Source organism: Bifidobacterium boum (assembly GCF_000741535.1).
GTDB classification, from domain to species: domain Bacteria; phylum Actinomycetota; class Actinomycetes; order Actinomycetales; family Bifidobacteriaceae; genus Bifidobacterium; species Bifidobacterium boum.
Genome location: NZ_JGYQ01000007.1, coordinates 215,993 through 231,413, shown reverse-complemented (window position 1 = coordinate 231,413; position 15,421 = coordinate 215,993). Strand labels below are relative to the sequence as shown.

The following is a 15,421-nucleotide window of genomic DNA, read 5'->3' as shown; positions in this document are numbered from 1 at the left end:
CGGCCGGTGATGTGACCGCCGCTCGTTAGAATCGAATCGTTATGGCACGAACCTCATCCTCATCCCAAGAGCGCAACACCCAGACCCGTCGTAGGTCGAGCGGGTCCTCGAAACGTACCACCAGCGGAGGCTCCGACCGCACCCGCGTGCTGTCCGATGACGAGCGGCTTGTCGGCGAGGAACCGCTATGGCAGAAGCTCCTGCTCGCCATTCCGCGAGGGTTCGGGGCTGCGGTCAGAGCGTTGACCGGTGTCGGAGAGTATGACCCCACGTACCGGCGTGACGGCTTGTGCTTCGTCATGGTGATACTCTCAGTGCTGTTCTGTGCATCGGAATGGTTCCGCGTCAACGGGGCGTTGGGGCGTTTCCTGCATACGATTGCGGCCGGCGCGTTCGGTGTGATGAGCGTCGTGCTTCCCGTGTTCTTGGCGATTGTGGCATTCCGTCTGATGCGCAACGCCGGCAAAGGCTCCGACAATCCGCGGGTTGTGACCGGCTGGGCGTTACTGCTGTGGTCGATCTGTTCCATCATCGATGCCGCCGCGGCATCCGATACGCACGGGTTCGATTTGAAGGTGTTGGAGAATGCCGGCGGTATTTTCGGCTTCCTGCTGGGCTCTCCGTTGGCGTGGGGACTGTCGAAGGCTTTCGCCATCGTCGTGTTCGTCATCGTCGCGTTGTTCTCACTGCTGATGATCACGCGCACGCATGTCGAGGAGCTTCCTGAACGGTTCCAAGCTTTGGCTGAACGGCTGCGCAGCGATGACGGCCAACGAGAGCCGGATGAGGACGACCAGTTCCCCAACGAGATTCGTATCGGCGACGATCTTATGCAGGTTGCTGAAGGGGTTCCCGCCCACGACGGGTCCGACGAGGAGGATCAGCATGACCACGAGCGCCGCCCAAGCCTGTTCGCTTGGCTGTTCCGCCGCAAATCCAGGCAGGATACTGATGAGCGGCTCGACGAATACGCCGGTGATGAGGCATTCACCCATGCAGCCAAACAGCATGGTGAAGCCGCGGAAACCATGATCGCCACGCCGCGGAGCGTGTCGTCGTCCAACGCCGGTATCGATCCGGCGCTGCTGCAACCGTCCTCGCATGCGCCGATGCTTGACGTGCCATCGGCCCCGGCCATTGTTCCGGCCCCACAGGCGGGTTCCGATCCGTGGGCGACGGTTGCCGCCCGCGAATCCGCGGCCGGCCCGTCCGTGCCCGACGCCACTTCAGACGCGCAATCCGAGGGGGCATATGGCGCTGAGAGCCCCGAGTCGCGCAGCGGCGGGAATGCGCCTGTACCGGATGCGTCCGCAATACCGGCCGTCGTGGATGACAACGCCCCGTACCAGCTGCCGGATCTTGACATGCTGGTCAAAGGTAAGCCGCATGCGGCGCGCACACCCGCCAATGACAATGTCATTCGCGCGCTGACCAACACGTTCGAACAGTTCAAGGTCGATGCGAAAGTCGTCGGCTTCCTGCGCGGCCCTTCCGTCACCCAATATGAGGTCGAGCTTGGCCCCGGCGTGAAAGTCGAGAAAGTCACCAATCTGCAACGCAATATCGCGTATGCGGTGGCGAGTTCCGATGTGCGTATCCTTTCGCCGATCCCCGGCAAATCCGCCATCGGCATCGAGATTCCGAACGTCGATCGTGAAATCGTCCATTTGGGGGATGTTCTGCGCTCCGACAAGGCGCGCAATGATCCCAATCCGATGCTCGCCGGCGTCGGCAAGGATGTCGAAGGGCATTTCGTCACCGCTGATTTGACGAAAATGCCGCATCTGCTGGTCGCGGGCGCGACCGGTTCAGGTAAGTCCAGTTTCATCAATTCAATGCTCATGTCGATTATCATGCGGTCCACTCCCGAACAGGTGCGGCTGATTCTCGTCGACCCCAAACGTGTCGAATTGTCCGCGTACGCCGGCATCCCACACCTGCTCACCCCGATCATCACCGATCCCAAGCACGCCGCCCAGGCGCTGGAATGGGTGGTCAAGGAGATGGACGCCCGCTACGATGACTTGCAGTTCTTCGGTTTCCGCAATATGAAAGACTTCAACAAGGCGGTGCGGGAAGGCAAAGTCCATGCGCCTGCGGGTTCGAAACGCAAGGTGGCCCCGTATCCGTATCTGTTGGTTGTCGTCGATGAGATGGCCGACCTGATGATGGTCGCCAAAAACGATGTCGAAAGTTCGATCCAGCGCATCACCCAGCTGGCGCGTGCGGCCGGCGTGCATCTCGTACTCGCCACCCAGCGCCCATCCGTGGATGTGGTGACCGGCCTGATCAAGGCGAATATCCCGTCACGGTTGGCGTTCGCGACCTCCTCGGCAACGGATTCGCGCGTCATTCTCGACACCACCGGTGCTGAAACCCTGATCGGTCAGGGTGACGCGCTGTTCCTGCCGATGGGGCAGGCGCGACCCATCCGCGTGCAAGGATCGTGGGTCGGGGAGTCTGAGATCCGCAAGGCTGTCGAATTCGTACGCACCCAGCGTAAGCCGCACTACCGTGAGGATATCGAGCAGATGGCCAAGGAAGCGGACCAGCATAAGGTCGATCCGACTGAGGATATCGGCGACGATATGGATGTCCTGCTTCAAGCCGCGGAACTGGTGGTGACCACGCAATTCGGCTCCACTTCGATGCTGCAACGCAAACTGCGTGTCGGTTTCGCCAAGGCGGGACGCTTGATGGATTTGCTGGAATCGCGCGGCGTCGTCGGACCGTCCGAAGGGTCCAAGGCCAGGGAAGTGCTCGTCCAGCCTCAAGATCTGCCGCAAGTGCTCGCTTTCATCAAAGGTGAGAGTTCCACGTTGGACTCATCCGGCGACCAGCCTGAGCCGGAGCCGTCCGACGTGGCATGAGCGGCGTGTACGGCTACGTTGGCGGCGAATCCCCGGCCGTCATACATGAGTCGGTAGCCTAGGCGAGGTAAGGTGAACGGTATGCAGACTGAACATGAACATAAGCCATCGCTGTTGGACGGATGGAACAGCCCGCCGAATATCGTCACGTACACGCGTATCGTGCTGGTGTTGGTCTTTCTGGGCCTTGATATCGCCGCCGGACCGCAAGGCTCGCATAGCGTGGGTATGCGGTGGGCTGCCGCAATCCTGTTCATCATCGCGGCCTCGACTGACAAACTTGATGGCTGGATGGCCCGCAAGTACAATCAGGTCACCGAGCTGGGCAAGCTTATGGACCCGATCGCCGACAAGCTCCTGACCTGTTCCACGCTGATTGTCGCTTCCGCATTCGGCGAAGTGTTCTGGTGGGTGACCATCCTGTTCCTCATCCGTGAAATCGGTATCACCGTCATGCGGTTCTTCGTCATCGACACCGGCGGCAAGGTCATCGCCGCAGACAAGGCCGGCAAGTACAAGACCCTGTGCCAGTGCATCGGCTTGGGTATGCTGCTGGTGCCGGCGCGCACCTTCATCGCCAACACCACGGCGTTGAACGTCTACACGTTCATCACGAACTTCCTGATTTACGTGGCGCTGTTCCTATGCCTGTATTCCGGGGCGATGTACGTCTACCGTGTCGTCAAGGCGCGTCGCGGATCGCTGACGGTATGAATGCTGATATGATTCCTGCCGGCGACAATATGGTTGACGGTATGGCGGATCCAGCCCGGCGGGACGCGTTGGCGGGTGAGATTCTCGCGTATTGTGAACGCAGGCAGGTGAAAATCGCCGCGGCGGAATCCCTGACCGGCGGCCTGCTCGCCGATGCGTTTGTCCGTGTCCCGGGGGCGTCCAAAGTGTTCCTCGGTTCGGCGGTCACCTACGACATCCACGCGAAAGCGAAGATTCTCGGAGTCGACCCCCGGCTGCTGGACACGCAAGGAGCGGTGCATCCTGAAGTCGCCCGCCAAATGGCGTGGGGGACAGCACGGCTGTATGACCAGCCCGCTTACTGCGGACGGGTGATCGGACTGTCCACGACAGGTGTTGCAGGCCCCGGCCCTGATGGTGACAAGCCGGCCGGCTTGGTGTACATCGGTTGCTCTCTGCCGGGCGCAGTCACCGGCGGAGAGCGGGTGACCCGAGCGCGTGAGTTGCGGTTGCATGGTACGCGTGAGCAGGTTCGCGAACAAACGGTGTGGTGCGTCCTCGAGAATGTGAGGCAGCTCACAGTGAGCTTTGAGGAATAATTTCGCTGACGGCCGGTTGTCTATGGTGTACAGAACGACACGAAGCCGAAAGGGGTTACGCAGATGGAAACGATGACCCGGACCAACGAGATGATGGAAACCAAGACCGAGGGGGATACCCGTTCCCCGCGAGCGGCGCAGTCTGCACGTATGCGTGATCTGACTCCGGCGCAACGCCGTGCGGTGATGTTCGCGCAGCAGCAGGTGTTACGCGCCCGTGCCGCCAGGAAAGCCAAGGATGAACGCCAATCCGCGTTGAACCGCATGTGGCAGGAAGAGGATGCCGAGCATGCCCGTGCACGCGTCACGGTTCGCAAGCATGAGGAATCCGGCCAGTTCAAGGATGTTTCGTTGCGTGAGGCGATCGGCCATGTCCTGCGCGATTTGAGGACGCGTGATCATAAGACGTTGCGTGAAGTCAGCGAGAAAGCCGGCGTGTCACTCGGCTACCTGTCCGAGGTTGAGCGCGGGCAGAAAGAGGCGAGCTCCGAGCTGCTCAGTTCAATCGCCGCCTCGCTGGGGTTGAGCACCGCGCAGATGTTGCGCATGGTCGCCGACTATCTTGATTCCGTTCACGCCTGATCCGGCTTGAATGCGACGCCTCCCCGTTGCTCGGGGAGGCGTCGCGTCGTTGTAGGGCCAGTGACGCAGCGACGCCCATGCCGAACGGCGGATGTAGCGTGGATGTGCGAGACTTGCTGCGTGCGTGAACGTGAATTCTGGCAATTGCTTGAAGAGGTGTTCGGCCGGGTCTATGGTCGAAGCCTGTCCCGTGACCAGCGTCTGACCAAGCTTCATGACATGACGGTGGTTGAAGCGCTCGCCGCAGGGTGTGAGCCACGTGTCGTATGGAACGTACTGTGTGATCAGATGGATATCCCTGACACCAGGCGATGGGGCAAGGACCATAACGCGCCGCCTCTGCCGGCGGCCTGATACGCGATTCGCCTCGATGGCACCCCGCGGCACGATATTCGAACAGATGTTCGTATCATGGGGTAGGATGTTGTCGTGACGGCACGATTCGCAGCGGCAGGTGACGGACGGTGTTGCGTGTATTCGGCGGCAAGCGTCTTCTGACCACATTGCTTGAGGCGGATAGACCCGCTGAGCGCAATCCCGTAGGGTGAAATCCGTCGCTGGAATCGTGAAGATAAGGAGAACACATGGCACAGCAGACAAAATCGACGAAGGCCGCGGGCGCCAAGGCTTCCGAGGATGGACGCGCATCCGGCGCACATGACATCGACCCCCGTCGTAAAGCCGCGCTGGATACGGCGCTTGCGCAGGTCGAGAAAAGTTTCGGCAAAGGCTCCGCCATGCGGTTGGGCGACCGGCCGGTGCAGGATGTCGAAGTGATCCCTACGGGTTCTCTTGCGCTTGATATGGCTTTGGGCATCGGCGGTCTGCCGCGCGGCAGAATCGTCGAGATTTACGGGCCGGAATCCTCCGGCAAAACCACGCTGGCATTGCATGTCGTCGCCAACGCGCAGAAAGCGGGTGGGGTCGCAGCATTCATTGATGCTGAACACGCGCTTGATCCCGTGTATGCCCGTCATCTGGGTGTCGACACGGATTCCTTGATTGTCTCCCAGCCTGACAACGGCGAGCAAGCATTGGAAATCGCCGATATGCTCATCAGGTCGGGGGCGTTGGATGTCATCGTCATCGATTCAGTGGCGGCGTTGGTGCCCAAGGCTGAAATCGAAGGCGAGATGGGAGACAGCCATGTCGGTCTGCAAGCGCGTCTGATGAGCCAGGCGTTGCGTAAAATGACCGGTGCGCTGGCCCAGGCGAACACCACGGCGATTTTCATCAACCAATTGCGCGAGAAGATCGGCGTGTTCTTCGGCAATCCTGAGACCACGACCGGCGGCAAGGCATTGAAGTTCTACTCTTCGGTACGTCTTGATATCAGACGTATCCAGACTTTGAAGAACGGCGATGAAGCCGTCGGCAGCCGCACCAAGGTCAAGGTGGTGAAGAACAAGATGGCCCCGCCGTTCAAGTCCGCCGAATTCGATGTTCTGTACGGCGAAGGCATTTCCAAAGAGGGCTCGATTATCGACATGGCGTTGCAAAGCAATGTGGTCAAGAAATCAGGGTCTTGGTTCACCTATAACGGCGACCAGCTCGGTCAGGGCCGTGAGAACGTCCGCAAATACCTCAAGGATAACCCTGAATTGGCCGCGGAAATCGAGACCAAAGTCAAAGAGGCGTTCGGTCTGATCAAACCGGCCGATCAATTCGCCGAAGAGGATACTACGCCGGCGGGTGCTTCAGCCGACGCGTCTGCACCGAAAACGGAGCAGGCCGGCACGCCTGCAGCCGCTCAGGCCTGAGCGCGATGATTGACGCTGAAGCGTTCATCGCCCAGCATGGGCTTGCTGTCGGGCAGGATGCTGGAGGGGATGTGTCTGAAACCGGCTTATCCGTTGATGCCGATCGGTCACATCCCGCCATCCCGGCGCAAGACGATGATGCGGTGCCACAACATCATGACCGGCACAGTGGCCGGCGAACCCGTCGGTCCTCCTGGGGTGCGCATGGTGCGTCTCGTCAGAAAACACTCGACGATCCGTGTGACATCGACGCCTGCCGAGAAGCGGCGTTGCGTCTCCTGGACTGTTCGGACCGGTCCAGTCATGCGCTGCGAGAACGCCTGATCGGCAAAGGGTATGACGAGACAGTCGCCGACAGTGTCGTGGTCCGGTTGGCCGAAGTGGGCCTGATCAACGATGAAGCCTATGCGCAATCCGTAGTCAGGTATTGTGCCGGAAGAATGCTGGGGGAGCGTGGCACCCTGCTCGAGCTGTCACGCAAGGGCGTCGACCGTGCGTTGGCGCAGCAGGCGGTAAACCAGGCGCGTGACGCGGGCGTATTCATTGACTCGGCATGGGAATTGGGGCGGCGTGTCGCCATGCGGACGGCGGGTCTTGACCCTCAGGTCAGGCGACGCAGGTTCTGGAGCGCGGGCGGGCGGAAAGGGCATAGTCCCGACGTTTTGCGCGACGTGTCAGAAAGCCTGTTCGGCGACCGCCCGCAGTGATGTCAACCGTGCACCCACCCTGATCCGCCGGCTGCGAAGGCGTTCTGCGTGTTACCGGGTTGTGCAGGCAATGCCGTCCGGTCCATGCTGGGGTTGTGGGCTGTTGCAGTGCGGCCGTAAGCGTGTCGTGGTATCGGGCTTGTGCTCCGGTCTTCGTCGGTGCTTGCCGCGTAGATACGGGATGGTCTTGTGCGGATGCCGGTATGTCGGGGCATACACGCATCGACGGACGGCAAGAGGCCCATCGCACTCCTGTGCGTTCCACCGTGGTGCGTATACCCGCGCGGACGCAGCCGGATGGAACATCTACGGTAGTAGCATTGGCGAACGGTGGACGATCGCCCGGTATACAATGAGCCGGTCGATGTGCCGCCGCTGCGATCGGCTGTCATATCCGCTGAGCGGAACCGGGGTTGGCGCCGCGGCCTCTCGATTCGGGGAACTTCCACGGCGGACATGGGAGATTGTCGTGGAAGCGACTGTCGGGCGGCGACGTCCCAAGGACAGCGCCCCAGACTTGCGCGGGAGATTGTCGAGGATCTGCGGTTTCGGCGGTTTTCTCCCGCGAGCGGTTTCAGGGGCGTTTTTCGCAACCGCGGATTTCCAACGTTCCCGTCGATAGATTCATCCTCACGGCGTGAAACTCCCGTAAACTCCCACGACGGATAGGGGAGTACAGATGCGAATCAGAGAATCCCGCCGGTTCTCCCGGGAGAACATCGCCGAACGGGTCAATCTGTCGCAAACTCCCCGTACATCACCCATCAACACCCCGGCAGCAGCGCAGAAGTGGCAGATCGGAGCCGAAGACATCGCTTACCGCCCTTGCGGGCGATGCGGCCGTAAACGTGTCAGGGTTTTAGGCTTGTGCCGTTTGTTTTCATCGGATGTCGAAACATTGCAGAGCCTGCCGTGTGGGCGCGGGGACGACAATCGCGGGCATACGCCAATCGGCGGACGGCATGAGGCCTCGCCGGTGCTTCTGCGTGTTCCAGCCAGCTACGCATGCGAACGTGCACAAGGCCGGATAGGTGAATCATGCAACAACGCCCGTTCCTCTATGGCCAATACCCCGTCAACACCTTGATCGTCAGATATGAAAAGGCCCGCCATATTTGGCGGGCCAACACGTGGATGAGACCCCACATACCCCGGGTTCTGTCGTGTGTTTCCACACGGATGGCCATCCATCTCGACCTGACGTTGCCGCCAGGCTCTAGCAGCCTACCCGAAGACTGGGCGAGCAACCCTTGACGTCTTCTGCTTGGCCTTGCTCCCGATGAGGCTTGCCATGCGACCACTGTCACCAGCGGTCCGGTGGTCTCTTGCACCGCCGTTTCACCCTTACCCGCATGAGGCGGGCGGTCTGTTCTCTGTTGCGCTATCTCTCAGGTCACCCTGGGCGGATGTTATCCGCCATCGTGCTCTGTGGAGCCCGGAAGTTCCTCAGCCGAATCGGCCGCGGCCACCGTGGGGTCTCAACCACAATAGTATACGCACGCATCGGATACAGCACAATGTCACAAAGATTTCCGACACCCGTAAGCGAATTGGCTTCACATTGCTCAGTATTCGGCTACAATGAAACATACCCGGACGGCGAAGACGCGGTTCGGGACAACCCACACACAGCGGGTAACACCGCTTGAGGCTAGGAGGTCCACATGGAAATCGTCATCACCGGACGTCACACGCAGGTCAGTCAAAAATTCCGTGACGTCGTTGAAAGCAAGATGAATCGTGTGACCGCAATCGCTCCGGACGCTCAGCGCGCTCAGATTGTCGTGACCCACGAAGGCAACCCCCGTCAGGCGGACACGGCGAAACGCGTGGAAATCACCGTGGTGGCCGGACGTACCGTCGTACGCGCTGAAGCATCGAGCTCCGACGAGTACAGCGCTCTCGACATGGCGCTTGACAAGCTGACGCTCCGTCTGCGTCGCACTCGCGACCGTCGCAAGGATCACCGCCGTGGTTATGTCAATCCGGTTCCGGTCGATCTTGGTCCAATCGAGGCGGCACCGGCAGAGGAGCCGAAGGATGAGGAGCCCAACAACAGCCCGCAGGCCGCGGTCGCATCCGATCTGGGTCCGGGCGAATCCGTTGAGGTTCAGGTTGGTGACACGCCTATCGTCATCCGTCGTAAGCTGCATATCGCCGAGCCGATGAGCATTGACGAGGCCCTGTATGAAATGGAGCTGATCGGCCACGACTTCTTCCTGTTCGTGAACAAGGACACCGGTCGCCCGTCGGTGGTGTACCACCGTCACGGCTGGAGCTACGGCGTCTTCGAGATCGACACCGCTGAGAACGTGGCGAAAGCCAAGAAGGAAGCCTGATCGTCAGGAACCGTCATGTGAACGGTATCCTTAACACGGCGACGGGAGCCCGCGTTGCATCGCACGCGGGCTCCCGTCATGTCCGACCCGCCATGTCGGATGAAAATGACGGAATGCGTGTAAAATCCTCTCCGTCGCGTACTATGAAATGAGTCCGTGAGCGGGCTGTGCAGCCCCGCACGACCGTTGTGCTGAATGAACTAGGGAGCGAAACGTGGTAAACATCGTCGACAAGGCCCTACGCATGGGTGAAGGCCACCAGCTGAAGAAGCTGGAGAACGTCGCAAAAGCGGTAAACGCGCTTGAGGACGAGATATCGGCCCTCTCCGACGAGGAACTTAAAGGACAAACCGCGAAGTTCAAGCAGGAACTTGAGAACGGCAAGAGCCTCGACGATATTATGCCGGAAGCTTTCGCCACCGTGCGTGAAGCATCGAAACGTACGCTCGGCTTACGTCACTTCGATGTCCAGCTGATGGGCGGCGCGGCGTTGCATTGGGGCAATATCGCGGAAATGAAAACCGGTGAAGGCAAGACTCTGGTCGCCACTCTGCCGAGCTACCTCAACGCCCTCGAAGGCAAAGGCGTTCACGTGGTCACCGTCAACGACTACCTTGCCAGCTACCAGAGTGAGCTGATGGGCCGCATCTTCCGTTTCCTCGGCATGAGCGTGGGTTGCATCATCACCAATCAGAAGCCTGCCGAACGTCGTAAACAGTACAACGCGGATATCACGTACGGCACGAACAACGAGTTCGGTTTCGATTACCTGCGTGACAACATGGCGTGGGATAAGAGCGAGCTGGTCCAGCGAGGCCACCACTACGCTATCGTCGACGAGGTGGATTCCATTCTCATTGATGAGGCGCGTACCCCGCTGATCATCTCCGGACCGGCGGAAGGCGATGTCACGCGCTGGTACCGCCAGTTCGCCCGACTGGTGCCCAAACTGACCCGTGACGAGGATTACGAGGTCGACGAGAAGAAGAAGACCGTCGGCATCCTTGACCCCGGCATCAGCAAGGTTGAAGATTATCTGGGCATCGACAACCTGTACGAGCCGAGCAACACCGCCCTGATCGGCTATCTGAACAACGCCATCAAGGCGAAGGAACTGTTCCTGCGCGACCGTGACTACGTGGTCACCAACGGTGAAGTGCTCATCGTTGACGAACATACCGGCCGCATCCTGCCCGGCCGCCGCTACAATGAGGGTCTGCATCAGGCCATCGAAGCGAAGGAAGGCGTCGAAGTCAAGGCGGAGAATCAAACGTTCGCAACCATTACCTTGCAGAACTACTTCCGCATGTACGACAAGCTCGCTGGCATGACCGGCACCGCTGAAACCGAGGCGGCGGAATTCATGGGCACGTACAAGCTGGGTGTGATTCCGATCCCCACCAACAAGCCGATGATCCGTAAGGATCAGGATGATCTGATTTTCCGTACCAAGCGGGAAAAGCTCCAGGCGATTGTCAAGGATGTCGCCAAGCGTCATGCCAAAGGCCAGCCGGTGCTGTTGGGCACCGCTTCCGTGGAATCCTCGGAAGTCGTGTCCTCCCTGCTTGATGTCGCGAAGATCCCCCACCAGGTGCTCAACGCCAAGCAGCATGCGAAGGAGGCCGCGGTGGTCGCGGTCGCAGGCCGTAAGGGTGCGGTGACAGTCGCCACCAACATGGCCGGCCGTGGTACCGATATCATGCTCGGTGGCAACGTCGAGTTCCTGGCGGACGCCAAGCTTAAGAAGGAAGGCTATTCGCCGGACGATACTCCTGAAGAGTATGAGAAGCGTTGGCCGGGCACCCTTGCCGAAGTCAAGGCGCAGGTCAAGGACGAGCATGATGAAGTCGCCAAGCTGGGCGGTCTGTATGTGCTTGGCACGGAACGTCACGAGTCCCGTCGTATCGACAACCAGCTGCGAGGCCGTTCCGGCCGTCAGGGCGATCCTGGTGAATCCCGCTTCTATCTGAGCCTTGAGGACGACCTCATGCGTCTGTTCAACACGCAGCTCGTCGCGCGCGTGATGTCCCGCGGTCTGCCCGAAGGCCTGCCGATCGAGTCGAAGAGCGTGTCCAAGGGCGTGCGCAACGCGCAGAAGGCCGTGGAATCGCGCAACTTTGAAATCCGTAAGAACGTCCTCAAGTATGACGACGTGATGAACAAGCAGCGCAAGGTGATTTACGCTGAGCGTCAGGCCGTGCTCAAGGGCGAAGACATCCACGAGGATATCCTGCGCTTCATTGATGAGACCGTGGCCAGCTATATCCGCGGCGCGAACCGCGGCTCTGCCAAGCCTGAGGAATGGGATTGGGACGGTCTGTTCAAGGCGCTGTCCGAAATCATCACCGTCAACATCGACGAGGACGAAGCGAAGAAGGCTGTGGAAGGCCTCAAGGGTGAGAAGGCGGCCGATACGCTGCGTGAACTCATCGTCAAGCAAGCCAAGGAGGAGTATGCCCAACTTGGTGAGAAGCTCAACGATGAGGCGTTGCATCAGCTTGAACGCCGCGTTGTGCTTGCAGTGCTCGACCGCAAGTGGCGCGAACACCTCTACGAGATGGATTATCTCAAGGACGGTATCGGTCTGCGCGGTATGGGTCAGCGCGATCCGCTGGTCGAATACCAGCGTGAAGGCTACCAGATGTACAACCAGATGATCGAAGCGATCAAGGAAGAGACGATTCAGCTGCTCTTCCATATCGATATCCAGCAGGTTGCACAGAACGAGGATCTTGACAGCGAGCGTGATGAGGATGCCGCCGTCGACAAGGCTGAGGCGACTGTGGGTATCACGTCAACGGATGTCGAGGACGAGCCAACCACTGTCAGCTCCGCACCGGTCGATCCGGAAGATGCCGATGAAACGGCTGACGAGGCGGATGCTGCAGCCCACACCGAGCCGGGCATCGTCGGCCCCGAACCGATCAGCCATGAGGATGTCAAGCTTCCGGCGAATAAGCGTCCGAAGAGCGAAGAGCTCAAGACGCCGTGGGCTGATGGCCGCACCTTCCCCGGAACCGCGAAGAACGCGCCATGCCCCTGCGGCTCGGGCCGTAAATACAAGATGTGCCACGGCCACAATGAGCAGTGAGCCATCGCATCAGCTTGCGCCTGCACCGCGAGCGTAGATGATGTCGGCTGAAGGTGGGCCGGTACGGAATCCGTACCGGCCCACCTCGCGTGTTGTACCGCGAAACAGGCAGCAAACACCGTATTCTTCACAATATGGACGTTTATTCGAACGATAACACTGAACCATTAGAATGAACCTCACATATCAACCAATGTCAGATGCACAGGAGGGCATGATGACTGAGATCACATGGAAGTCGATTCTCGCAGAACTCGTCAACGGCAATCATCTGGATGCGGACGAGTCCTGGTGGTTCGTCAATGATCTCATGAACGGCAATGCCAATCCTGCGTGCGTCGGCGCTGTGCTCGCCACCCAGCAGCAGCTTGGCTTGACCGCTCCCGAAATCGAAGGCGCTGCCAAGGCGATGGTGTCGCACGCCATACCGCTCAACGTGTCCGGAGAAACCACTGATATCGTCGGCACGGGCGGTGACAAGGCCTCAACCGTGAACCTGTCCTCGATGGGTGCGGTGGTCGCTGCGGCCGCCGGCGTGAAAATCGTCAAGCATGGCAACCGTGCCGCATCCTCGAAATGCGGGTCCGGTGATGTCATTGAAACACTGGGCGTTCCGCTCGACCTCGAGCCGCAAGCCGTCGCCAAAATCGGTGATGAAGTCGGTATCACGTTCGCATTCGCGAAAACCTTCCATCCTGCGATGCGGTTCGTCGGGCCGGTGCGTTCCGCTCTCGGCATTCCCTGCGTGTTCAACGTGCTGGGACCATTGACCAACCCCGCCAACCCGAAGCATGTGGCCATCGGGTGCGCCGATCGCACGCTGAGCCCGCTGATGGCCCAAGTGTACGCGAATCGTGGACAGAGCGGCATGGTCTACACGTCAAGCGAGGGGCTGGACGAGATGGCTCCGACCGGACCCGTGTCCGTATGGCTGATCGCCGATGGGAAAGTCACGGCGACTGAATTCAATCCGATTACCGAATTGGGAATCGATCCGGTCACTGTGGAACAGTTGCGTGGCGGCGAACCAGAGCTGAACGCGCAGATTTTCCGCGATTTCCTCGATGGCAAGCCGGTCGCTTCACGTTCGACCGCCTTGCTGAACGCGGCTTCCGCGATTGTCGCGGACGGCCATCTGCTTGAGGACGGTTCGCTCGCCGACCGCTTCAAGCAAGCGTATACGCTTGCCGAGCAGGCTGTGGATTGCGGCAAAGCCAAGGATCTGCTCGACCGCTGGGTGAGTGTGGCACAAGCCAAGCGTGCCGCACAAGAGCAGTGACACGCGTCCGATAACGCGATAGCGTGTTTCGCGCACAATACGATGAGGGGCTGCCCGGGGGAAATACCGCGGGCAACCCCTCATCCCGTATACGATATGATGCACGCCGTGGGCGTGTCGGCGCATGCCGGCAAGGTCAGACGCGCGCCCCATCATCGAACGGGTCGTTATGGCGCTTGCCGCGACGGCTTGCCACCAGACCGGCAACGCCGATCAGCAGAAGCGTTCCGAAAACAGTGCCGAGCATACCTGTCCACCGTGGCACCAGCACCGAGACGATAACGCCGAGCACGCCGATCACGGTCAACGCAGCGAACAGCACGATACGGCGTGGCGTGGGGGCGAACGATGTCGGTGGTGTGAATCCTTCACCATACCGGTCCATCACCGCATCGGTTTCCAGCCAGCTTGACGCTGTGGCATCTCGCGGACCGCGTCCCGGGCCGATGGCGTCATCGGTGAACGTGCCTTGATCGAGATCGTTGACAGACAACAGCGCCTGCTTTTCTGCACGTTTCGCGTGTTTTTCGAAACGTTTCGCATTACGGGAACGCGCGACGTCGTCGAGATCATCGGCGTGCTCCTGAGCGAACGCCTCCCATGCGGCATCGAGCGGCTCGCCGGATGAAGTGCCGTCAGAACCGTCCGTTGGACGCTCTCCCGATGCATTGGTATTGTTGTGCTCAGTCATAGATACCACTGTAAACGAGCGTCATGTCAAGTCGCTGGGAAGGGAGAGCCTCTCGTGCTCTACTGGTTTTTCGTCCGCACCCTTGGTCCGATTGCTAGACGACGGTTCAACCCTACCGTTGAGGGGCTCGAGAACATTCCGCGTCACGGCGGGGCGATTATCGCAGCAAACCATCTGGCGGTCATCGACGATGCCCTGCTGCCGATGACCTGTCCGCGCATGATCCATTTCATGGGCAAGGCCGAGTATTTTGAGGGCAAAGGCGTGAAAGGCAAGTTCAAGAAATGGTGGTTCACATCCGTCGGCGTGTTCCCCGTGGATCGTTCAGGCGGATCGAAATCGTTGGGCGCACTCAACCATGCGCGTGAAATCCTCGAGGACGGCCATCTGTTCGGCATCCATGTCGAAGGCACGAGAAGCCCTGACGGGCGCCTGTACCGGGGGCATACCGGGGCGGCACGCTTGGCGTTCGAAACCGGATGCCCGATCGTACCGACCGCGATCATCGGCTCACGCGATTTGCAGAAACCCGGGCAGGTGATACCCAGCAAAGGCAAATCCACGATCATTTACGGCAAACCGATCGCGGTGGAACGCAAAAATCCTGAAGACGTGACCCATGAGGAGCTTCGTGAACTCACCGATCGTGTGGTGAAAGCCATTGGAGCGATGAGCGGGCAGGAGTACGTCGACGAGTACGCGCAAACCGTCAAAGCTCGGTTGAAAGCCGAGCAGGAAGCTCAGATGCGGCAGAACGTCTGAACGGCTTCGATGCACCCGCCGTGCATCATCCGCCGCCGATATTGTCCA

12 protein-coding genes and 1 other RNA gene are annotated in these 15,421 nt (G+C 60.0%); 11 read left to right on the top strand and 2 right to left on the bottom strand.

Annotated features, from left to right (window positions below; genetic code table 11):
- Positions 1-41 precede the first annotated feature (41 nt).
- The 7 genes from BBOU_RS02465 to BBOU_RS02435 all read left to right on the top strand — a co-directional run bounded on the left by BBOU_RS02465 (position 42) and on the right by BBOU_RS02435 (position 7,211).
- Positions 42-2,870 carry a DNA translocase FtsK gene (locus BBOU_RS02465; protein WP_026502614.1) on the top strand — a complete coding sequence of 943 codons (2,829 nt, stop codon included), beginning with the start codon at positions 42-44 and terminating at the stop codon, positions 2,868-2,870.
- A gap of 81 nt (positions 2,871-2,951) precedes the next feature.
- Complete coding sequence (pgsA, locus tag BBOU_RS02460; RefSeq protein ID WP_026502613.1) at positions 2,952-3,584, top strand: CDP-diacylglycerol--glycerol-3-phosphate 3-phosphatidyltransferase; 633 nt, start codon at positions 2,952-2,954, stop codon at positions 3,582-3,584.
- A 41-nt stretch (positions 3,585-3,625) separates the two neighbouring features.
- Positions 3,626-4,162: a CinA family protein gene (locus BBOU_RS02455; RefSeq protein WP_240931976.1), complete on the top strand. Its 537-nt coding sequence runs from the start codon at positions 3,626-3,628 to the stop codon at positions 4,160-4,162.
- 63 nt (positions 4,163-4,225) lie between these two features.
- Positions 4,226-4,744 (top strand): helix-turn-helix domain-containing protein, encoded by a 519-nt coding sequence (locus BBOU_RS02450; RefSeq protein WP_026502611.1) that lies wholly within the window; start codon positions 4,226-4,228, stop codon positions 4,742-4,744.
- A gap of 120 nt (positions 4,745-4,864) precedes the next feature.
- Positions 4,865-5,098, top strand: coding sequence for a DUF3046 domain-containing protein (locus BBOU_RS02445; RefSeq protein WP_026502610.1), 234 nt, complete (start codon positions 4,865-4,867; stop codon positions 5,096-5,098).
- A 230-nt stretch (positions 5,099-5,328) separates the two neighbouring features.
- Positions 5,329-6,504 (top strand): recombinase RecA, encoded by a 1,176-nt coding sequence (gene recA / locus BBOU_RS02440; RefSeq protein WP_026502609.1) that lies wholly within the window; start codon positions 5,329-5,331, stop codon positions 6,502-6,504.
- 5 nt (positions 6,505-6,509) lie between these two features.
- On the top strand, positions 6,510-7,211 hold the full coding sequence (locus BBOU_RS02435) for a regulatory protein RecX (RefSeq protein ID WP_026502608.1): 702 nt from the start codon (positions 6,510-6,512) through the stop codon (positions 7,209-7,211).
- Between the two features lie 1,131 nt (positions 7,212-8,342).
- Here BBOU_RS02435 and rnpB read toward each other — a convergent pair.
- Positions 8,343-8,692: RNase P RNA component class A (gene rnpB, locus BBOU_RS08840), an RNA gene on the bottom strand.
- 183 nt (positions 8,693-8,875) lie between these two features.
- On the opposite strand from rnpB, the gene hpf reads away from it, so the two are divergent.
- The 3 genes from hpf to trpD all read left to right on the top strand — a co-directional run bounded on the left by hpf (position 8,876) and on the right by trpD (position 13,920).
- Positions 8,876-9,550: a ribosome hibernation-promoting factor, HPF/YfiA family gene (hpf, locus tag BBOU_RS02430; protein WP_026502607.1), complete on the top strand. Its 675-nt coding sequence runs from the start codon at positions 8,876-8,878 to the stop codon at positions 9,548-9,550.
- 214 nt (positions 9,551-9,764) lie between these two features.
- Complete coding sequence (secA, locus tag BBOU_RS02425) at positions 9,765-12,641, top strand: preprotein translocase subunit SecA (RefSeq protein ID WP_026502606.1); 2,877 nt, start codon at positions 9,765-9,767, stop codon at positions 12,639-12,641.
- A gap of 217 nt (positions 12,642-12,858) precedes the next feature.
- Positions 12,859-13,920, top strand: coding sequence for an anthranilate phosphoribosyltransferase (gene trpD, locus BBOU_RS02420; RefSeq protein WP_026502605.1), 1,062 nt, complete (start codon positions 12,859-12,861; stop codon positions 13,918-13,920).
- Between the two features lie 136 nt (positions 13,921-14,056).
- On the opposite strand, the gene BBOU_RS02415 is transcribed toward trpD, so the two are convergent.
- Positions 14,057-14,611 carry a hypothetical protein gene (locus BBOU_RS02415; RefSeq protein ID WP_026502604.1) on the bottom strand — a complete coding sequence of 185 codons (555 nt, stop codon included), beginning with the start codon at positions 14,609-14,611 and terminating at the stop codon, positions 14,057-14,059.
- 54 nt (positions 14,612-14,665) lie between these two features.
- On the opposite strand from BBOU_RS02415, the gene BBOU_RS02410 reads away from it, so the two are divergent.
- The gene (locus tag BBOU_RS02410; RefSeq protein ID WP_026502603.1) at positions 14,666-15,373 is read left to right on the top strand and encodes a lysophospholipid acyltransferase family protein; all 708 of its coding nucleotides are present in this window, start codon (positions 14,666-14,668) and stop codon (positions 15,371-15,373) included.
- Positions 15,374-15,421: the final 48 nt, after the last annotated feature.

Coding starts and splice junctions, on each gene's coding strand:
- hpf (WP_026502607.1), top strand. CDS start 8,876: ATGGAAATCGTCATCACCGGACGTCACACGCAGGTCAGTCAAAAATTC.
- BBOU_RS02435 (WP_026502608.1), top strand. CDS start 6,510: ATGATTGACGCTGAAGCGTTCATCGCCCAGCATGGGCTTGCTGTCGGG.
- BBOU_RS02455 (WP_240931976.1), top strand. CDS start 3,626: ATGGCGGATCCAGCCCGGCGGGACGCGTTGGCGGGTGAGATTCTCGCG.
- trpD (WP_026502605.1), top strand. CDS start 12,859: ATGACTGAGATCACATGGAAGTCGATTCTCGCAGAACTCGTCAACGGC.
- recA (WP_026502609.1), top strand. CDS start 5,329: ATGGCACAGCAGACAAAATCGACGAAGGCCGCGGGCGCCAAGGCTTCC.
- BBOU_RS02465 (WP_026502614.1), top strand. CDS start 42: ATGGCACGAACCTCATCCTCATCCCAAGAGCGCAACACCCAGACCCGT.
- BBOU_RS02415 (WP_026502604.1), bottom strand. CDS start 14,611: ATGACTGAGCACAACAATACCAATGCATCGGGAGAGCGTCCAACGGAC.
- BBOU_RS02450 (WP_026502611.1), top strand. CDS start 4,226: ATGGAAACGATGACCCGGACCAACGAGATGATGGAAACCAAGACCGAG.
- pgsA (WP_026502613.1), top strand. CDS start 2,952: ATGCAGACTGAACATGAACATAAGCCATCGCTGTTGGACGGATGGAAC.